Genomic DNA, 20,813 nt, shown 5'->3' with positions numbered 1-20,813 from the left:
CTATGAGTAATTTAGTCCCAACCGGTTGAATGAATACGCTTTATTAAAGGTTTACAACATTCTGCTCTGCATTTTTGTTTACTAATGCACGTCGCCGTTCGAGTTCTACATCCATCGCCGCCCGTTTATCATCGAGTTTATAGAACAACATTGTCATTCCAATCAGTACACAAATGGCCATTGGCACCCAGATAAAGCTGATTTCAATATAATTTAAAGCCGTTGCAGTTTGTTTTGCATGTGGAACATAACCGCCCATTTTCAGGATTACTCCTACAAGTGCACTTCCAAGGCCCAGGCTTACTTTTACAAAAAATCCTTGGAAAGCGGCAATCATCCCCGCAATGCTTCGATGGTTTTTGTACTCTGAATAATCAATAACATCCGGCTGAATTGCAAAGGTGGTGCCGAAGATGCCATAAATCCCAAGCCCGGTAATCGCCAAACCGGTAATCAGTAAGACAGGTGAGGTCTTTCCAAAATAAATCACAAAATCTCCAACCATATAAATGACCGTACTTAAAAGCAATACATTTTTCTTCGGCATTTTCTTTTGAAGCCAAGGTAAAAGCAGCAGCATGGGCAGACCCGAGAGAATACCGAATAGTCCTACAAACGTCAGCCAATCCGTACGGCCCAGATTATATGTGAAATAATAGATCACAGTTGTATTTCTAATGACAAAAAGACCAAAATAGAGAAAGTTCAAGATAAAGAAAATAACGGCAGGGCCAGTCAATCCTTTAAAATCCTGTTTAAAAGAAGATTTTCCAGGTTGGACGGTTGGCGGAACCACCTCTTTTGTATTCATAAAGGTAAACACAAATACGATCACCGCGGCGATGCCATAAATGGTCATCGTAATGAAATAACCTTTTTGGGTATCTCCTTGACCCAAGAAATTAACCATCGGCGTGGTAATGGACATAACTAAAGCGGTTCCAATTAACGCGCAAATCATTCGAGTCGATACTAACCAGTTTCGTTCGTGGTTATCTGAGGTTAACCTTGGTACAATCGTATTTAATGGGATATTGACCACCGTATAAGCAATGTTCAACAAGCAATAAGTGATATACGCCCATAGAATTTTTCCTGACAAACTGAAATCAGGAACAATAAAGGTCATGATGGTAAAGACAGCAAACGGTATCGCTCCTATTATGAAATAGGGTCTTCCTTGCCCCCATCTAGTACGAGTCCGGTCAACCAATAATCCCATACCGGTATCGGCAAAAGCATCAATGATTTTGGTTACTAACATTAAAGTACCAGCAACGGCTGCGGTGATTCCAAAGACATCTGTATAAAAAAACAGCAGGTAAGACGCCATTGTACTAAATACGAGGTTGCAGGCGAAGTCGCCCGCCCCGTATCCAATTCTTTTTTTCCATTTATTCATCGCTATCACATATCCTTTTTTTAAAATTGGTAAAGCATATGCTCAAATCATGTTGTAGAAAGTCTTGTCAACGTTTTCATATCAGATTTTAAATTTTGATAAATAGATTTATAAACTTGGTAATAGTCATTATATTTCCTATGATTCTCTTTAGTAGGCATAATCTTCTGATCAAGAACCTGCCATTTCTTCACGTCATCATAGGAGAGAAGACCAGTACCAATTCCCGCTAGCATGACATCTCCCATATTCGCTTCTACATCATGAAGGGGACAAACTACTGGATAGCCTGTGACATCGGCGAAGATTTGTCTCCATAATTTTGACTTGGTGACCCCACCGGCCAGCAGGATATATTCACCGAGATTTTCCCCGGTCGCTTCCATCGCATCTCGTAGAGAAAAGGCAACCGCTTCCAGAAAGGCGCGATAAATATGAGCTTTTGTATGTGCCAGTGAAAGTCCCACAATGGTACCTTTTGCATCGGAATCCCAAATTGGACTTCTTTCTCCCATAAAGTAAGGAAGGACAATCAAACCTTCGCTTCCAACCGGAATGTTAGCGGCCTGTTCATTTAACACATCATAGGCATTTTTTCCGCCGGCTTTTTCTATCTCCAATTCATATTGACACATCGTTTGACGGAACCATTTCACAATCGCTCCAGCTGTAGCACCGCCAGCAAAATAATAGGAAAGTCTTTTAGCATCATATAAATACGGCCAAACAATCAGATCTTTTCCTTTCACTGGTTGATCGGAAATTAAGGCTGCGCACATCGATGTTCCAATGGCTGCTGCATAAATCCCCGATTCCAATACGCCAAGTCCGATATTGGCCGCACCGCAGTCAATACCACTGGCGATTACAGGCATTCCTTCAGAAAGTCCCAACTCCGCTGCGGCTTCTTTAGTCAAACCACCGACTATATCGGTTGATTCCACGATTTTTTCTGGCATTATCGAAAGAGGAATTCCCATCGCATCCATCATTTCTTTTGACCAGGTTCGGTTATTCATATCAAAAATTCCGCCGATATTTCCTGCAGAGGAATAATCAATCGCAATTTCTCCGGTCAGTTTATAAATGACATAATCATTTGGCGGTAAAAAGAGCTTCGTTTTCTTCCAGTTTTCCGGTTCATGATTTTTCATCCATAACATTTTGGTATAGCCATAATAGGGGTCGGCTCCATTATGGGTAACTTCGAGAAGTTTTTCTTCGCCAACATGATCTAAGACCCACTTTGTTTCCGCTTCTGCTCTTCGGTCCATCCAAATCATACACGGTCTAACGGGTTCCATTTTTTCATCCAATGGAATACCGGAACCTCCATAAAGCCCGCTAATGGCGATACCACGTATTTTCTCCGCTGGAACTCCTGACTTATGGACCGCGTTCTTAATCGATGTTTTCGTTGCGTCAAGCCATACATCTGGCCATTGCTCTGCCCATAAAGGCTTTGGAGTCAATACATCGTATTCCTGTAAATCTTGAGCAATCAGATTGCCGTCTGTGTCCATTAGGATGGTTTTGGTACCGGATGTTCCGATATCTGTACCGAGTAAGTAATTCATAGATAGTCCTCCTAAAGAATCTATTAATTAGTTAAATGCAAGTGAAAGCTCCATCGATGACAAAGTCAGATCCTGTCGTAAAGCTGCTAGTGTCTCCTGCTAGATAAACGCAAATGGACTGAAGCTCTTCTGGTCTGCCCATTCGTTGAAGCGGTGCCATTTCATTCCACTGTTCGATCAACGGCTGTAAGCTTGGAGCATTTAAGGTGAGTTCTGTTCCAATATATCCTGGACTGATACAATTGACGCGCACATTTCTTGTTGCCCACTCCACTGCCAGTGATTTGGTCAACTGGATGACTCCTGCTTTAGAGGCGTTGTACGAGCACTGTGGCTGTGGCACATTCACAATATGTCCTGACATTGAAGCGGTATTGATAATGGAACCACCGCCTTGTTTTAACATGACTTTTCCAGCTGCTTGGGCCGTTAGAAATACACCGGTAAGATTAATATCAATGACCTTTTTCCACTGTTCAAAGGTCATTTCCTCTGCTGGTACGTTCATGCAGATTCCTGCATTACAGAAGGCAACATCTAAACGTCCAAATACTTCTAGTATGGTTTCAATCATTGCATCAACATCTGCTGGGGTGGTGACATCTGCTTTGATAGCAATCGACTTAATCCCATTATTTTCTTCAAGTTCCTTAGCTGTCTTTGTGGCTTCCTCGATATCCAAGTCCACAATTGCTATATCTGCTCCTGCTTCAGCAAAAGCAGTTGCAACACTTTTACCAATACCCCTTGCCCCACCTGTTACAAAAATTTTCTTTCCGTCCAGTCTCATTTTTTCAATAATCCCCATTTTTCCCATTCCTTTTTTGTTAATTTATTTTGTAAAATACTTTTATAAAATACATTTATATAATAAAACGATTTTCCCTGATAGTCAATAATTATAAAATTTAAAATTGGCAGACACTTATTGACAAAGCTGTGATTGTATCCGCTCTTATGATATATTTATAAGAGTTAAAGTAAATGTTTTTATAAAATTGGTTTATAAAATGGGGTATTTTCCATGGACAATAGCATCACGTTTAAAGATATAAAAAAAGGCAATTACTCATCGATCTACCATCTCATTTATCAAAATGAGAAGCTTTCGAAACAAGAAATTGCCAATCAGCTTCATTTGAGTTTACCGACGGTCACCCAGAATCTCGTTCGCTTGGAAAAAGAAAAATTGATTGAGAAGAGCGGGCAGTTTGAATCTTCGGTGGGAAGGCGTGCAGCTGCTTATGCCATTTGCCCTCAGGCTCGGATTAGCATTGGGGTAGAGATTCAAAAGAGGACGGTACAGATTCTGGCCATTGATTTGCGTGGTCATGCTTTTCAGCAAGAGAGACTAGCGATGAATTATGCCAATGAGGATCGGTATTACAAAGAGTTAAGCCAAGCTGTACTGTCTTTCATCTCGTCTCTCGATGTGAAAGAGGAGCAGGTTCTTGGGATTGGTTTTGCTGTGCAAGGATTAACGTCTAATAATGGAAAGAAGATCACTTACGGAAAAATTTTGATCTCGACAGGATTAGATATTGAGGTATTTTCACAGTATCTCCCTTATCCCTGTATGTTTTTACATGATGCCAAGTGTGCAGCGACAACGGAGCTGTGGGTAAGTAATGATATTGGAGATGCAGTCTATCTCTCGATCGGGCCACACCTTGGGGGTGCCATTATCATAGACGGCCAAATTTATATGGGAAAGGAAGGGCATAGTGGAACGGTAGAACATATGACGCTTAATCCTGGTGGTCCTGCCTGTTACTGCGGGAAAAGGGGCTGCATGGAAACGTATAGCTCTGTTAATGCACTTCTAGAAGAAGATGAATCATTAGATGTTTTCTTCCAACAGGTACGTTCTAGAATTCCTTCTTTTGTGAAGAGGTGGCATTCCTTTTTAGATCATTTAGCGATGTCTATTAACAATATCCATCTTGTCCTTAACAGAGAATTTATTCTAGGTGGACATATCTCTCCATACTTACAGGAAGAAGATCTAGACATTCTTCATGAAAAAGTAAATGAAAAAACGGCCTTTCCAAGTAATGAACCATTTATTCACATTAGCCGTTCACCTGCAAACGGGGTGCCGATGGGCGCTGCCATCCCATTTATTCAATCATTTTTAAATACCATTTAATAGGAAGTGAGGGGACGGTTCTCTTGCTTCTTTTTTTGTGCATCAATCATGGGGACGGACGGTTCTGATCTAAAATAAACACTATTAATCTAGTAAATTAGGTTTCAGGCACTCAGAAGTTAACACTATCTGTAATAATTTAATTTTGATAAGGTTTTCACAAAGTAGGTTGTATAATAAATTCTGAAAAGAGGCGCAACTTCGTTATGAAACTATTTATTGATACTGCCAACCTAGAGGATATTAAAAAGGCCTATAGAATAGGTGTGTTAGCTGGTGTTAACACTAACCCTTCCTTAGTAGCAAAAGAAGGAGTAAGATTTGAAGATCGTATTGCTGAAATCTGTCAAGCGGTCCCAGAGGTTGAATCCGTTTCTGCGGAAGTCACTCCTGATGCTGTAACAGCAGAAGAAATGATTGCTCAAGCAGAAGAACTGATCAAGATTAATGGTGGTGACTCTAAGGTAACGATTAAACTTCCTATGACGTTAGAAGGCTTGGAAGCGTGCCGTTATCTTGCAAAAAAAGGCGTTAAAACAAACGTTACTCTTATCTTTACTGTTAACCAAGCATTATTAGCTGCTCGAGCAGGTGCTACATATGTTTCTCCATTTTTAGGACGTTTAGATGATATATCTGAAGATGGAGTCCAATTAGTCGAAAGAATTGCTACGTTATTCCGTGTCCATAACTTGGATACACAAATTATTGCGGCTTCTGTCCGCCACCCAGACCATGTCACTCGTGTCGCTATGGCTGGTGCAGACATTGCAACCATTCCTTATAGCGTAATCGCACAGCTGGCCAAGCATCCACTTACCGATCAAGGCATGGAAAAATTCGCTGCCGATTGGGAAAAAACTCTTACCTAAAATAAGCCTTGTTGGAAGCATGGGGACAGTCCTCATGCTTCTTTTTTTCGTGATAAATAGGAAGCGTGATGACGGTTCTCATGCCTCTTTTTACGGATTGTCCATCTTCTATTTCATAAAGGCTTCTTTCGTCGGGAAGTTTTGTATGAATGGAACCACTAAATCTAACTTTGACTCGATCCGGTAAAGCAGAAAAAGGGTTACCACAATGGGGAAATCTGCCTCCCAATGAGTGGGATGACTACTTCCACGAGCCTCACTCCTTCTCTAAAAGGTATGGCCCCGAAGCAGAAGAACCGTCCCCATGCTTCCAAGATGTTTTTTTTTCTAAAAAATTATTTGAAAATTCCAACTAGTGTGATAGAATGACTTTAGAAGTTTAATATTTAAAACTTGGTTTATTATAATAAACCAACAGAAGTGAAGTGATAGGTAATGAAGGAAAAGTATTGGGTTCCGGCTATTGAGCGGGCTGATAGGGTTTTGAGACTTATTGGAGAGTTTCCCAATCAGCTGAGGTTGATTGAGTTGTCTAAAAGACTGGAAATGAATAAAAGCTCCCTATTTTCTCTGCTGAATACGTTGGAAACATTAAAGTGGGTCACCAAGGGGGAAGGTGATACTTACTCTTTAGGTCCTGCCTTGGCGGGGATTGGGGCAGCTTATTTTCAACAGTTTAATATTGTCCAGTCCTTCTATAAAGAGGCTGCTCGTTCGGTTCATAAAATAAATGAACATATCCAATTAGGGATTTTAGAGGAAGGCGATGTCATTTATTTAGGAAAAATGGAAGGGGATTCACGCGTCCGCCTGGTTACAGACCCCGGTATGCGTTTTCCTGCCTATGCCTCTGCCATTGGAAAAATGCAATTAACGAAATTTTCTGAAGCAGAACTGAAAAAAATTCTTCAAGAACCGTTGAAGAAAAAAACGGAGTTTACGATTTCAGACATCGATACTCTTTATGAGAACCTGCAAGAGGCGAAGAAAAACGGTTATGCCATCGAGAATCAGGAGGCTTCTTTAGGATTTCATTGTGTAGCAGCGCCAGTCTATAACTTTGAGAATAAAATGATCGCTAGTGTTAGTTTTACGATGATGACCAATAGCTGGGAACAGAAGAGAGAGGCGGCAAAAGAGGAAATCCTCCTGCTAGCCAGCCGCTTATCACAGCTTGCCGGCTATGCCGGCTCCCAAAGTAAAGAACCGAATAAATAGTTCTAAATAGGCTATGTCCAAGTTAAGGCCGCAAAAAAACGGAATACATTTCAAACCGGCTTAGGCCGGCAGATATAAAGCAAAAGATCCAAATACATTTTTGCCAAAGGGAGTGGGACTTTAATGCTAATCGACACAAATGTGAAAGCGTTTAAAAATTTTATTAACAATGAATGGCAGGAATCAGACTCTGAGAAAGTCATCCCCAGTATTAATCCGGCAAATAAAGAAGAAATCGTCGGCTTTGTGCAAAATTCTACCGTTGAAGACCTTGAAAAAGCGGTCCTTGCCGCTCATCAAGCGAAAAAAAACTGGCGCAAACTGGGGCAGGCTGCCCGTGGCCAGCTTTTATTTAAGGCTGCAAATATTTTAGAAGAGAACTTGGATGAGATTGCTGAAACATTAACAAGGGAAATGGGTAAAACCCTTCCGGAAGCCAAAGGGGAAACAGCCCGTGGCGTGGCCATTCTTCGTTATTATGCTGGGGAAGGTATGAGGAAGGAGGGGGATGTGATTCCATCTTCTGATTCGGAGGCATTAATGTTCACGAAGAGAGTTCCTCTTGGAGTTGTTGGCGTAATCACTCCATGGAATTTCCCTGTTGCCATTCCAATCTGGAAAATTGCACCGGCTCTTGTTTATGGAAATACCGTCGTTTTCAAACCCGCAACAGAGGCGGCTGTAACGGCAGCAAAGGTAGTTGAATGCTTTGCAAAAGCAGGCTTTCCAGCTGGAGTGTTAAATTTTATCACCGGTTCGGGGGCCATCATCGGTCAGAGTTTGATTGATCATCCACTGCTAAACGCCATTACCTTCACCGGATCGGAAACTGTTGGTGCAGGAGTGGCAAAATCAGCGGCTGCAAGGGGGATTAAATTCCAATTGGAGATGGGCGGCAAAAACCCTGTGATTGTGACAAAGGATGCCGATTTAGATGCCGCGGTTGAAGCTGTAATCAGCGGGGGATTCCGTTCCACCGGTCAAAAATGTACCGCTTCTAGTCGGGTCATTGTGGAAACGGCCGTTTACGAAGACTTTAAAGAGAAATTAATAGAAGCCACGAAAAAAATAACCGTCGGCAATGGTTTACAAGAAGGAATATGGATGGGGCCATGTGCCAGTGAAAGTCAGTTCAATACAGTGCGAAGCTATATTGAAAAGGGAAAGGCAGAGGGCGCTTCACTTATTTACGGTGGAGAAACGTTGACCGGCGGGGAGTATAGTCAAGGATTTTATGTTACACCTGCCATTTTTGAACATGTGAAACCTAAAATGGCCATAGCCCAAGAGGAAATTTTTGGTCCGGTTGCGGCTCTTATCAAAGCAGCTGATTTACAAGAAGCGATTGAATTTGCCAATGATACGAAATATGGATTGAGTGCATCGATTTTTACAACTAATATTGCAACGCTACTGGAATTTATTGATGAAATTGAAGCAGGTCTGGTACGCATAAATGCGGAGAGCGCAGGAGTCGAGCTGCAGGCACCGTTTGGCGGGATGAAAGCATCCAGCACAGGCTCCCGTGAACAAGGAGAGGCGGCAAAAGAATTTTTCACGGCGATTAAAACCGTCTTTATTAAAGGGTAAGAAAAGCAAGAAAGTTTAGCGGTTCCAGTGTAGTCGTGCAGGCATAATCTTTTTTTCAGGAGTCTCTAAGGGGTTTCTACCATATCCAGTTGACTAGATCTGGAGCAAAGGAATGTAGAAATCTCTTAGTATTTAATAGAACAATAAAGAAAGCGCTTCACTATAAAAATATCGCGAAAGAAGGTAAAAAAAAAGTGAGAGAATCTAGAGAACTTTTAGAAAAACTTGGTTATCCATCAACTGATTTAAGGGACCTGCCTACTTCCACCAAAACATTTCCAGATGGGGCGCAATACCGGATTGAACTTCCAAGTGTAGAAGGACCAGTCGCATTAAGAGAGATGTTGGATGAAATCGACCGCTATGGTTTAACGATTCACCGGGTATCGCAGGGAAGCGGAATTATGCTCCAAACAGACGAAGAAATTTTGGAAATGTGCAGGATGACAGCCGAAAGAGGAATGGAACTTAGTTTGTTTGTTGGACCGAGGGGCACCTGGGATATTAGTGCACAGCCGCTGACGGACGGTGGAAAGTCGATTGCTTTGCGCCATGAAGGAGCCGACCAGCTTGTTTATGCCATGGAGGATTTAAAAAGAGGCGCCAGACTTGGACTGCGGGGAGCACTAGTGGCGGATGAGGGCCTCTTGATACTGACAAAAGAAATGAAAAAACAGGGCCAGCTGCCGGAGGACTTTGTGGTGAAGGTATCGGTTCAAATGGGTGCGGCCAATCCAGTGTCCGTAAGGCTAATGCAGGACCTAGGAGCAGGAACGTATAATGTTCCTACTGCATTGACGCTGCATAAGCTTGCTGCCATCCGCCAAGCAATTGATATCCCAATCGATTTATATGTAGAGGTGCCAGATAATTTGGGCGGTTTCCTCCGCTACTATGAAATTCCGGAAATTATTCGTGTATTGGCACCGGTGTACATTAAATTCGGTCTGCGGAATCATCCAGATGTGTACCCATCCGGAAGACAATGGGAAAGTACCAACATTTCACTGGTGAAAGAACGTGTCCGCCGTGCGGCGCTAGGCGTCCAAATGATTGAACGATATTATCCTGAGGCTAAAACATCCAAACTAGGTGCTGAAGGACTAGGGATTCCAAAGATTGTATCTGCAACGGCTAGTGTATAACTGCATTTCTTAAAAAATTACTGGGAGGAATTTAAGATGAAATTCGTTACTTACCGTAGTGAATCGGGTCCACAGCTTGGAATCATTGCAGCAGGAGATCAAGTTTTACATGCAGGCGATTTGAATGCACGTTACAAGGAGCAGCTTTCACAAGGCTGGGTGATTCCTGATGATATGAAGCAGTTTATTGAACAAAGTGAAACCTTGCTTCCTTATATAGAAGCCCTTCTTCAGTGTTATGAGAATGATTCGGAAAAACAGGACCTTAATAAGACCTCCTTGGCGGATGTAGAGGTATTAGCCCCCATCTCGCAGCCGGAAAAAATCATCTGTGTCGGTCTAAACTACCTAGACCACTGTAGAGAAACCAACATGGAGCCGCCACCCTCACCGGTTATTTTTTCAAAGTATGCCAATACCATCATTGGAGATAAGGACGCCATTGTACTGCCGATCAATTCCCAGCAAGTTGATTATGAAGCAGAACTTGCGATTGTGATTGGAAAAGAAGCAAAGTGTGTGTCAGAAGCGGAAGCGGAGGATTATGTGTTTGGTTACACGATTATGAATGACGTCAGTGCCAGAGATCTTCAATTTGCAGACGGCCAATGGTCTCGTGGAAAGTCGGCGGATACTTTTGCACCTATAGGGCCAGTGATAGTCACAAAAGAAGAGGTCGGAGATCCGCATCAGCTAGACATTTCGCTGACGTTAAATGATGAAATGATGCAGCAATCCAATACATCGAATTTAATTTTTACGATTCCAACCATCGTTTCCTACTTATCTCAGAGCATGACGTTAAAGCCAGGTGATCTGATTGCAACGGGGACACCTCCAGGAGTAGGAATGGGCAGAAATCCTCAAGTGTGGTTGAAGGAAGGAGACATGTTATCCATTTCCATTGAAAAAATTGGCACGCTCACTAATCATGTAAAAAATGATTCAAAAAACATCCAACATTCATCAGACAAGACCCTTTTAACCTCTAAGTAAATTTCTTCTAGATATGTTATAAACCGACTGACTCAGGATAAGCATTTAGACCCCATACGATGGAGTTGTGAGGTGAACCTGCTTACGAGTCAGCCTCCACTCTCTTCTAAGAATGAACAGAAATCCTATAGATTATTTGTAAACGATTACACTGCTGTTTTTTCAAATCTATAAATATAAACAGGAGAGTGAAAGAATGAAAATTAAACAAACAATTGATAGAGTCCCTGGCGGCCTCATGGTTGTCCCGTTACTAGCAGGAGCCTTGTTTAATACGATTGATCAACTGCATCTTCCCTTTATAATGGATCTCCTCAAATCACTGGGAGTGGCTCCTAACGAGGATGGAAACTATGAGTTTATGAAAATCGGAGGTTTTACACAGGCGTTATTTAAGGATGGTGCTTCCACCCTGTGTGCCTTATTCTTGTTTTGCGCCGGGAGCCAAATGAATCTCCGTGTCGGGGGAAAAGCACTTAAGAAGGGTGTGCTATTGACGTCCTCCAAGTATTTAGCTGGGTTTGCCATCGGGATGATTTGGGGGATACTGTCCGACCCCGTTCATGGCTTCCTTGGTCTATCGACGATGGCGATTATTGCCGCGATGACAAATGGTAACGGGGGAATGTTTGCGGCGTTGACGGGACAATATGGAAATCGTTCGGATGTTGGAGCAACGGCTATTCTCTCCCTGAATGACGGGCCGTTTTTTACCTTGATGGCACTTGGTATGATGGGTGCCAACTTCCCGCTTATTGCTTTTATCGCTGTCTTATTGCCGATTTTAATTGGTATGTTATTAGGGAATTTGGATCACGAAATCCGCAACTTTTTAGCGGCTGGAGAAACGTTGGTTATTCCGTTTTTTGCCTTTGCTTTAGGGGCCGGTATGAATTTGGCAAGCTTCTTTAACCCTGAGGTAGTTGGGGCTGGCGTGGTTCTTGCACTGATGACCGTTCTTATTTCAGGAGGTACGATGGCTCTTACCTTCAAGCTATTCCGTGAAAAAAGTATTATTGCCCCTTGGGCGGAAGCCTCTACGGCTGGAAATGCCGTGGCCACACCTGCAGCGATTGCAGCGGCTGCAACGGTTGCCAGCGGTTCAGGGTTAATGTCTGCTGCTGATGCAGAAGTATATCATGGCCTTGTGGCAATAGCATCGGCACAAATCTCCATTTCGACGATTACGACGGCCTTTCTAGTTCCGATTGCTGTTATCTTGGCTGATAAGTATCAAAGGAGACGCGGCATCGATGGGAAAGTAGAGTTCCACAATGAGGTTCAAACATCCGAAGTGAAAACCAGTATCGAAGAAAATCTGGGTTGATTTTTTGCAGTATTTCTACTATTTATTTGCTGGAAATGAAGGGAGCGATATCGTTGGACTATTCTTTTAACGGGTACAAGCGAAATGATGGGAAGGCAGGAATCAGGAATCATATTGGGGTGATCTGTTCTGTGGTCTGTTCCAGTGTAGTGGCTCGGGAAATTGCCGAAAAGGTTCATGGTGCGGTCCCATTTGTTCATGGTAATGGCTGTGCGCAGCTCGGCGACGATTTTAAATTAACGAAAAATATGGTAGCAGGGGTCGCAGATAACCCCAACCTTTATGCCTCGCTGCTGGTCGGTTTAGGCTGCGAAACGAATCAAGTAAGTGGCTTGCTAGAGAGTATTCCAAAAACCAAGCCGATAAAAGGTATCGGGATTCAGCAGCTAGCAGGTGGCGAAAACACGATTAATAGAGGTGTGGAAATAGCTGAACAATGGTCACGGGAAGCATCAAGTCAACAGCGGGAGCGCCTGCCAATCTCCTCACTGTCGGTTGGCATTTTACCGGTTGATTTAGATGAAGGTTCCCTAGAAAAAGCTGCTCCTGTTATAGGCGGGGTGGTGGACAGTTTAGTGGAGCAGGGAGCAAATGTCCTGTTTGGCCTTTCACAATCTTTAGAACCAGCGGGTCTTTTATTATCCCAACGTTCTGATGATGAAGAGGTGAGCAATCGTTTGAAGCGGGCCGGTGAGGGATTGCAGCGCCGACGATGGAAGGAAGTCAGCAACGGCTCGCTCACTCATGATAATTTTTCAGAACCAGAACAAACACTTGCCAGTCTTGAAGCGGAGATGACAGGTACCCAATCAATAAAAAGTGTGCTCGGATATAGCGAAATACCCGCTGAAAAAGGGCTTCATTTGATAACAGTTCCAAGCAATATCGTAGAGGCCTTATCGAATATGGCTTCGAGCGGTTGTAACCTTGTATTAATTGTCAGCAATAGAGGGGTGTTGACGGGATCGCTGGCATTGCCTTGTATGACCATTGCACCACAGCATCAAAACGAAGCGTTTGATGAGTTAATTGATTACACCGTTACATCCGAACCTGTTTCTCTTCAAGTGGAAGCGGTTATCTCAGAATTCCTCGAGATTTGTTCCGGTAAGCAAACATGTCTGGAACAACTGGAACTCGGTGAGTTTTCTATACCTCATGTAGGTACGACTTTTTAAACAAAGGATGGTGGGAACGAAATGAGCCAAAAATACAATGCACTGAAGCTTAATGAGAATGATAACGTAGCCGTGGCACTTAGGAACATAAGTGAGGGTGAATGGCTTTCTATTCAAGGGAGCGATGAAACTGTAGAAGTTAGGAAGACGATTCCTTATGGACATAAAATTGCGACGGTAGTGATCCCTAAGGATGGAAAAATCCTAAAATATGGGGAATGTATGGGGATTGCTACAGAAGATATTCAGCCTGGTTTCCATGTGCATGTCTTCAATGTCCGTGGATTGAAGGAAGAGGAACGATTGAGCACGCGAAAGGAGGTTCACTTGCCATGAAGACCTTTCAAGGATACCGGCGGGCGAATGGAAGTGTAGGGGTACGAAATCATGTCATAGTGATGAATACGGTTGGAGAGTTGGCCAGCTTTACGAAAAAAGTGGCTCAGTTGGTCCCGGGGGTTATTCCTGTTTCCCATCAGGCAGGAAAAGCCCAATATCCGGAGGATTTAGATCAGACGATTCGAACGCTTAAGGGTACGGCCGGGCATCCGAATGTGAGTGCCGCCCTTCTTTTAGGGATGGGCAATGACGACCCCGCCAAGGAAATTGTTGAAAGCTTAAAGGAAGAGGGCTGTTATGTCCATTCGATTACTTTTCAAAAGGATAAAAGCATTTCAGACATTTTGAAGGAAGGAAAGCAATGGCTCGAAACGGCAGTCGAACGAAGCCATGCCCAAGAAAAGGTAACGGCCGATATAACAGAATTGACTATTGGGCTTGAATGCGGCGGATCGGATGCATGGTCCGGAATCACCGCTAATCCCGCGATTGGGGCGTGCTCGGATGCGGTTGTACGAGATGGCGGTACCAGTATTTTAGCGGAGACGACCGAAGCTATCGGAGCGGAGCATATTTTGGCCAAACGAGCTGTTAGTCCGGCGGTCGGGGAGGCCTTTTTAAAAATTGTTCGAGAATACGAAGAACGAATCCGCGACACCGGTGAAGATATTCGCTCGGCCAATCCAACGCCGGGTAATATGGCAGGCGGGTTAACGACCCTTGAGGAAAAATCGTTAGGCTGTATTAAAAAGGGTGGGAATTCGACGTTGATGGAAGTGATCGCCTATGCACAAAAGCCAACAGAAAAAGGGTTTGTCTTTATGGACACACCGGGTTATGACGTGGAATCGGTTGCGGGCCTGGCTGCAGGTGGTGCTCAAATTGTCTTGTTTTCGACCGGGAAGGGCTCGCCGACAGGTTCGCCTATTGTCCCAGTGATTAAAGTGGGAACTAACCCAAGACTCTATGAAATCATGTCGGAGCATATTGATGTGAATGCCGGAAAAATCATTCAAGGGCTCAATACGATTGAGGAAATTGGTCAAGAAATCTATGACCTGATCATGCAAACGGCAGGCGGCAAGTTGACGGCGGCCGAAAGACATAAAAATCAAGAATTTGCAATTTGGCGATTGGCAGAAACTAGATAGAGAAGTGGGAGCATGGGGACGGTTCTCGTGCTTCCTTTTTAATGTTAAAAATGTGGTGAAAGCTTTGATAAATTTGTATATGATAGACTTGTATTATACTTCTCGTAAAATCTTAACACTTTGGAAAACCCTCTTATTTCTTTTCTCTTTTTTTCCATTAATTAAACTACACTTTTTCAATCTACAAATGACTTATCCCTTCGCATTTAATAAAAGATTTAGTTAATCCCCAATTTATGAATTCCTTTATTTTTTCGAATGTAAAAAATCTTGAATAGGTTAGTGGTGATAGAGATGCCTCGAGTTGCTCGCGTAAAAAGCTGGAGCGGTATTTACCATGTAATGTTGAGAGGAGCGAACCGACAGGAAATATTCCATGAGGAGGAGGACTGCTTAACATTCCTTAGAATTTTGGAGAGATATAAAATCAAATCAGAATTAAAAATTTTTGCATGGTGCTTGATGGGTAATCATGTCCATCTCCTTGTCAAAGAAGGAAATGAACCACTTTCAACCACCATGAAACGGATCGGTGTAAGCTTTGTTTCTTATTATAACTGGAAGTATCAAACAAACGGGCACCTTTTTCAGGGCCGATTCAGAAGTGAAAATGTGGAAGATGTTCGGTATATATTGACGGTCGTGAGTTATATCCTCAAAATCCAGTAAAAGCTGGGATGGTAGGCAAGGTGAATGAATGGAGATGGAGCAGCTGTCCTGGGTACTATGGAAATCATCTGGTTTCCAAAAGTCTGGTTGATTGCCAATACATACTTAAGTTTTTTTCAGATGATTTAGCCATTGCAAAAGCTCAATTCATTGATTTTAATGAGAGATATCTAAATGTTCAATGTTTGGATGAACCGGAGAATTATAAAAGAAGATTATCAGATGAAGAGGCAAGGCTTATGATCAAGGACGTGCTTGGTGGAATAGAGATAGCTCAGGTCAAGAGCTTGCCAAAGCTGCAAAGAAATGAGGTGTTCCAAGCAGTCAAAAAAATCAAGGGCCTGTCGCAACGGCAGGCAGCGAGAATATTGGGTGTGTCGGCGAGTTTGATTTTTAAAGCGTGATGGAGTGGTGCACGGGGACGGTTCTCATGCTTCCGAAGCATGAGAACCGTCCCTGTGCTTCCTTTGGTGAATTTAGGTTATATTAGATATATACATTGCTCAAATATAGATAGAAATGGTGAAACATGAATATTATAAAACAACAAAAAAGGACACTAAAGCCCGCCCAAATGATCGTGATTTATTATCTGATAGCTGTAGTGGTTTCTACCATATTATTAATGCTGCCGATTACACAACAGCCGAATGCTAAATTATTGTTTATTGACGCCTTATTTACGGCTGTGAGTGCCGTTAGTGTAACAGGGTTATCAACCATTGCCATTAATGAGGTACTTAGTGTTCCGGGCACATTTATTTTTGCTCTCATTCTGCAATTTGGCGGTATCGGGATTATGTTTCTTGGAACCACTATTTGGCTTTTAATTGGGAGACGTATAGGGATAAGAGAAAGAATGCTTATTATGACGGACCAGAACCTCCCGACCTTTTCTGGCATCGTTAAACTCGTAAGAAATATACTTATGCTATTTATGATTATTGAACTGGTTGGGGCTATTATATTTGGAACATACTTTTTAAAATACTTTCCTACTTGGCAAGAAGCTTATTTACAAGGTTTCTTTGCCTCTGTTAGTGCGGCAACGAATGCTGGATTTGATATTACGGGAGAATCCCTAGTTCCCTTTGCCCACGATTATTTTGTGTTAGTGATGACGATGGTGTTGTTAATTATAGGAGCGATTGGATTTCCCGTTCTTATGGAAGTCATCCAGTTTTTTAAACATAGAAAGAAAATTCCCTATCGTTTTTCCTTATTTACGAAAATAACGACGCTAACCTTTTTGGTTTTAATCGTTATTGGTACGATTTTGATCTATCTATGTGAATATAATCATTTTTTTGCCGATAAAACCTGGCATGAGTCGTTTTTCTATTCGCTTTTTTATTCGGTGTCTTCTAGGAATGGCGGGCTTAATACGATGGATGTTAACGAGTATTCCACTCCTACTCTATTGATTTTAAGCATTCTTATGTTTATCGGGACCTCTCCAAGTAGTGCTGGAGGAGGAATAAGAACGACATCGTTTGCGATTATGTTATTAAGTATCTATTATTTTGCTAACGGAAATACGACTATAAAAGTTTTTAAGAGAGAGCTTGTCATGGAGGATGTAATCAAGTCCTATATGGTCATTGCAACTGCGATGATGCTCTGTGGTGTTAGTACGATTATTCTTACGATATTGGAACCGACTTTTTCTTTAATGGAAATCATATTTGAAGTGTCTTCTGCTTTCGGGACGGTTGGATTTTCCATGGGAATCACTGCGGAATTAAGTACGATGGGTAAAATTTTTATTATGATTTTAATGTTCATTGGGAGAATTGGTATTTTTGCATTTTTATTAATAATAGGGGGTAAACCCATTAAAACTAATTATCAATACCCAAAAGAGCGAATCATTATTGGCTAATTTAAATAAGATTTTCAGAGTTTGTTGCAGTTCAATAGTAAAAAAGCCTATCCGTTCTTGGACGGATAGGCTTTTTTATATCTTGTCTGTAAGTATTCTCCGGTAAGTAATTCTATTTAATTATTCCTTAATGAAGGATACTCATCTAAACTCCCGGATTTTTTGAGGCCGTTTTTCAACCAAATCCTCATAAATAGAACTTGCATACATACGATTAAGGTATATATTGTTGTGTGATTTTCGTCACCACACCATTTTTTACTTCGATATGATAAGGAATTTGATGATGCTTATCTTGCTGTTTCAAAAAGGTGATAAACTGACTTCTAGTTACTTTTTCGTTCCATTTAATAGCGTATGAACTTCGTGTCTGCAGAACATATTGGGCATTATTTGAAATGGTAAAGGTGCGTATCTTCGGATTCACGTTCCGAATCCAGTATCCATCCGGTGCATGATCCATTTCTTTACTGCAATGACAGTCCTTTAAAAATTCTCGATCAGCAGCCTTGCCGAAATACCATTGTATATAATCAAATTTCCCCACCCATTTACCATGTTCGTATGTAAAGGAAGTAATATAGGTGGGTGCTTTTTCTGTTACTGACTGTTTTGAAACCTTGGTTGTTGCGGATGCTTTTGAAATCGTTGAGGGCAATAATAACAAAGTAAAAATCATTAGTACGGAAAAGAATAGTTTAATTGATCTTTGTATCTTCATGCGTAATTCCCCCTCTTTAATACTTGTCTACACTTAAAATATAATTGGTCTGCCTTAAAAACGGTGTCGATATAGGAGATACTAGTAAAATATTTTTTGCTTTAAATAATAGTTACCCTCTTTTAAGAGAAATCAATCCTAAGATGCAAGGGGACGGTTCTCATGCTTCTTTTGAAGCATGAGAACCGTCCCCTTGCTCATATATTTATTGAGGAGGGGGGGAAGGCATCATGAAGAATAACAAACTCATTATAAGCGGCTTGATTTTGGTTGTGGTTATTGTGCTTTTTATTTTTTCAGGCACAACAGTGGCATCTGGGTATAGAGGGGTTCTTTTACAATTAGGGGCAGTCAAGCCAACAATATTAACGGAGGGCTTTCATTTTAAAATTCCGTTCATTCAAAATGTGGAACAGGTTGAGGTCCGGGTTCAAAAAGAAGAAAGTTCTCAGACCGCTGCCTCAAAGGACCTGCAAATGGTCACAGCAAATGTCGCTGTCAATTATTCGGTTGATACTGGTGCCGTAAATAAGCTGTACCAAGAAATCGGTCCTGATTATCGCGCTCGCATCGTGGATCCTGCGATTGCTGAATCATTAAAAGCGGTTACAGCTCAATATACCGCTGAAGAGTTAATATCAAAACGCCCGGAAGTATCTGCTCAAGTGAAGGATATGCTGTCCAAGAAATTAACCAAGTATTATATGATCCTGGAGGATATTAATATTAAAGAATTCGCCTTCAGTGAGGAATTTAATAAAGCCATTGAATTGAAACAGACGGCCGAACAAAATGCGTTAAAGGCACAAAGGGATTTGGAAAGAATCAAGATTGAAGCGCAGCAGCAAATCACCCAAGCGGGTGCTGAAGCAGAGGCCTTAAGATTAAAAAAGCAGGAAGTCACACCGGAGCTAATCCAATTAAAACAAATTGAGGTTCAAGAAAAGGCGTTGGAAAAGTGGGATGGACGTCTTCCAAGTGTAACTGGAGGAGCTACCCCGTTTATAGATTTGAGCGGGACTACTGCTGAGGAGAAATAAAATGAAAAGGGAAGATGGGTGCAGGGGGACGGTTCTCATGCTTCCTTTGAGAACGAGTCAGGTTTCCATTCGGTGCAGTGGAAATTAACCAGACTCGTGTAGAGGATTAACAAAGAAGACTCCCTTCATAGGTTCGAAGGGAGTTTTAAGAATGAGATAACGGGTTTTGTTCTTATCAATTCACCGGAGAACGAAAGTTCATTGGCTAAGTGATGATGCAATTCAATCGATACTAATGATCCTTACGATACCTATTCCTAAGACTCCAATCGAGAAAAATGAATATTCACTTTTTATTTTACGGGTGCGATCCTTCTAATATGAGGGATCGCTTTTTTCTTCAATTAATGGGGCATCGTGGTGGAAGAATATTGAAATAGGAATAATGGCACTATAATGGTATTGGGCACGAGGAGCACCAAAAAGGTTGATTAACGTTCTATGCCCCATGAAAGGTATTGAGCCGCCATTTTATTTTATAATTTAAGTGTCTAAATAGGTAAAACTGAAGCGATGCCGAATTGGCATCGCATTTTTTCGAAAGAAAGTGGGGGGAAAGCTTTTATGGATTCACTGGAAAGAAAAAAGAAAATTGACCGTGAAAAATTCACAGTTAAAAATATCGTCAAAAGAGCTTTTTTTATTACTTTAGGTTCAACCATTATGGCTTACGGGTTAGAAGCCATATTAATTCCAAATCATATGATAGACGGGGGAGTAACAGGCCTGTCCATGATCTTGAGTCATGTGACAACAATCAACCTTAGCATATTTCTAATCATTTTAAACTTACCTTTCTTTTTCTTAGGGTATAAGCAAATTGGCGGCACCTTTGCTCTTAGTATGTTGTATGGAATTATCGCTCTTTCTGTGGCCACTTCTTTCATGCATGATGTAAGTCCGATTGTCCATGATAGGCTGCTAGCGGTTGTTTTTGGAGGGGTGGCATTAGGGTTTGGTGTTGGTTTAACATTAAGGAATGGTGGAGTTTTAGATGGTACAGAAACATTAGCGATTTTAATTGAGAAGAGGGCACCATTTTCTGTAGGTGAAATCATCATGTTTATAAATGTGATTATCTTCTCCGTTGCAGCCGTGGTGTTCGGGTTAGAAAATGCTTTATTTTCGATGCTTACTTATTATATTGCCTTTAAAACCATTGATATTGTAGAAAAAGGTTTGGAGGAAATGAAATCGGTGTATATCATAAGTGATCATAATACTGAGATTGCGGAGGCTATTACAGAGCGTTTGGGTCGGGGCATAACTTATTTACATGGAGAGGGTTCTTATTGTGGTATAGATAGACGTGTTATTTTATGTGTTTTTACAAGGTTAGAGGAAACAAAGTTGAAAGATATTATTAGAGCGTTAGATCCTCAAGCATTTATCATTACTACGGATGTATCTTCCGTTCATGGCGGGCGATTTAAGAAAAAAGACATTCATTAATACAATGTCTATGATGTCACGCGTGCGTTTCTACTAAAAGTGGAGACGTTTTTTCTTTGACAGTGTAAGTTTGAATATCCAATCTGATATTATCTTGGCGGTTTT

General features: G+C 41.7%; 19 protein-coding genes and 1 pseudogene. 15 read left to right on the top strand and 5 right to left on the bottom strand.

Features of this window, described 5'->3' with window-relative positions:
- Positions 1-43 precede the first annotated feature (43 nt).
- From M3226_RS23885 to M3226_RS23875, 3 genes are read right to left on the bottom strand one after another with little or no spacing between them, the layout of a single operon-like run.
- Positions 44-1,402, bottom strand: coding sequence for an MFS transporter (locus M3226_RS23885; protein ID WP_251571151.1), 1,359 nt, complete (start codon positions 1,400-1,402; stop codon positions 44-46).
- Positions 1,403-1,449: 47 nt separating this feature from the next.
- Entirely contained in the window at positions 1,450-2,979 is a 1,530-nt protein-coding gene (locus M3226_RS23880) for an FGGY-family carbohydrate kinase (protein ID WP_251571150.1), read from the bottom strand.
- Between the two features lie 31 nt (positions 2,980-3,010).
- Entirely contained in the window at positions 3,011-3,787 is a 777-nt protein-coding gene (locus tag M3226_RS23875) for an SDR family oxidoreductase (RefSeq protein WP_251571149.1), read from the bottom strand.
- A gap of 216 nt (positions 3,788-4,003) precedes the next feature.
- Between M3226_RS23875 and M3226_RS23870 the strand changes: the two genes are divergently transcribed.
- Together M3226_RS23870 and fsa are read left to right on the top strand one after the other, a co-directional pair.
- Positions 4,004-5,128 (top strand): ROK family transcriptional regulator, encoded by a 1,125-nt coding sequence (locus tag M3226_RS23870; RefSeq protein WP_251571148.1) that lies wholly within the window; start codon positions 4,004-4,006, stop codon positions 5,126-5,128.
- 206 nt (positions 5,129-5,334) lie between these two features.
- Positions 5,335-6,000, top strand: a complete 666-nt coding sequence (gene fsa / locus M3226_RS23865; protein WP_251571147.1) for a fructose-6-phosphate aldolase — start codon at positions 5,335-5,337, stop codon at positions 5,998-6,000.
- A gap of 108 nt (positions 6,001-6,108) precedes the next feature.
- Here fsa and M3226_RS23860 read toward each other — a convergent pair.
- Positions 6,109-6,216, bottom strand: a pseudogene (locus tag M3226_RS23860) (YvrJ family protein); the annotation flags it as partial.
- A gap of 219 nt (positions 6,217-6,435) precedes the next feature.
- Between M3226_RS23860 and M3226_RS23855 the strand changes: the two are divergent.
- The 11 genes from M3226_RS23855 (at position 6,436) to M3226_RS23805 (ending at position 17,495) form a co-directional block, all read left to right on the top strand.
- On the top strand, positions 6,436-7,218 hold the full coding sequence (locus M3226_RS23855) for an IclR family transcriptional regulator (protein ID WP_251571146.1): 783 nt from the start codon (positions 6,436-6,438) through the stop codon (positions 7,216-7,218).
- Between the two features lie 123 nt (positions 7,219-7,341).
- The gene (gucD, locus tag M3226_RS23850; protein WP_251571145.1) at positions 7,342-8,808 is read left to right on the top strand and encodes an alpha-ketoglutaric semialdehyde dehydrogenase GucD; all 1,467 of its coding nucleotides are present in this window, start codon (positions 7,342-7,344) and stop codon (positions 8,806-8,808) included.
- 194 nt (positions 8,809-9,002) lie between these two features.
- Positions 9,003-9,953: a U32 family peptidase gene (locus M3226_RS23845; RefSeq protein ID WP_251571144.1), complete on the top strand. Its 951-nt coding sequence runs from the start codon at positions 9,003-9,005 to the stop codon at positions 9,951-9,953.
- A gap of 36 nt (positions 9,954-9,989) precedes the next feature.
- Positions 9,990-10,949, top strand: coding sequence for a fumarylacetoacetate hydrolase family protein (locus M3226_RS23840; RefSeq protein ID WP_251571143.1), 960 nt, complete (start codon positions 9,990-9,992; stop codon positions 10,947-10,949).
- 196 nt (positions 10,950-11,145) lie between these two features.
- Positions 11,146-12,276, top strand: a complete 1,131-nt coding sequence (locus tag M3226_RS23835; RefSeq protein ID WP_251571142.1) for a 2-keto-3-deoxygluconate permease — start codon at positions 11,146-11,148, stop codon at positions 12,274-12,276.
- Positions 12,277-12,329: 53 nt separating this feature from the next.
- Positions 12,330-13,454, top strand: a complete 1,125-nt coding sequence (locus tag M3226_RS23830) for a UxaA family hydrolase (RefSeq protein WP_251571141.1) — start codon at positions 12,330-12,332, stop codon at positions 13,452-13,454.
- A 21-nt stretch (positions 13,455-13,475) separates the two neighbouring features.
- Entirely contained in the window at positions 13,476-13,790 is a 315-nt protein-coding gene (locus tag M3226_RS23825) for a UxaA family hydrolase (protein ID WP_251571140.1), read from the top strand.
- Positions 13,787-14,944 carry a UxaA family hydrolase gene (locus M3226_RS23820; RefSeq protein WP_251571139.1) on the top strand — a complete coding sequence of 386 codons (1,158 nt, stop codon included), beginning with the start codon at positions 13,787-13,789 and terminating at the stop codon, positions 14,942-14,944. Before M3226_RS23825 ends, M3226_RS23820 begins: the two co-directional genes overlap by 4 nt.
- A 294-nt stretch (positions 14,945-15,238) precedes the next feature.
- Positions 15,239-15,613 carry a transposase gene (locus tag M3226_RS23815; RefSeq protein ID WP_308211980.1) on the top strand — a complete coding sequence of 125 codons (375 nt, stop codon included), beginning with the start codon at positions 15,239-15,241 and terminating at the stop codon, positions 15,611-15,613.
- A 20-nt stretch (positions 15,614-15,633) separates the two neighbouring features.
- Positions 15,634-16,017 carry a hypothetical protein gene (locus M3226_RS23810; protein ID WP_251571138.1) on the top strand — a complete coding sequence of 128 codons (384 nt, stop codon included), beginning with the start codon at positions 15,634-15,636 and terminating at the stop codon, positions 16,015-16,017.
- A 125-nt stretch (positions 16,018-16,142) separates the two neighbouring features.
- Positions 16,143-17,495, top strand: a complete 1,353-nt coding sequence (locus M3226_RS23805) for a TrkH family potassium uptake protein (protein ID WP_251571137.1) — start codon at positions 16,143-16,145, stop codon at positions 17,493-17,495.
- Positions 17,496-17,709: 214 nt separating this feature from the next.
- Here M3226_RS23805 and M3226_RS23800 read toward each other — a convergent pair whose 3' ends face one another.
- Positions 17,710-18,216, bottom strand: coding sequence for a hypothetical protein (locus tag M3226_RS23800; protein WP_251571136.1), 507 nt, complete (start codon positions 18,214-18,216; stop codon positions 17,710-17,712).
- A 230-nt stretch (positions 18,217-18,446) separates the two neighbouring features.
- On the opposite strand from M3226_RS23800, the gene M3226_RS23795 reads away from it, so the two are divergent.
- Together M3226_RS23795 and M3226_RS23790 are read left to right on the top strand one after the other, a co-directional pair.
- Positions 18,447-19,256: a prohibitin family protein gene (locus M3226_RS23795; protein WP_251571135.1), complete on the top strand. Its 810-nt coding sequence runs from the start codon at positions 18,447-18,449 to the stop codon at positions 19,254-19,256.
- Positions 19,257-19,820: 564 nt separating this feature from the next.
- On the top strand, positions 19,821-20,708 hold the full coding sequence (locus M3226_RS23790; RefSeq protein WP_251571134.1) for a YitT family protein: 888 nt from the start codon (positions 19,821-19,823) through the stop codon (positions 20,706-20,708).
- The last annotated feature ends 105 nt before the right edge of the window (positions 20,709-20,813 follow it).

The organism is Neobacillus cucumis, from assembly GCF_023715505.1.
Note: the sequence above shows the minus strand (reverse complement) of the source record. Positions and strands in the feature narration are given on the sequence as shown.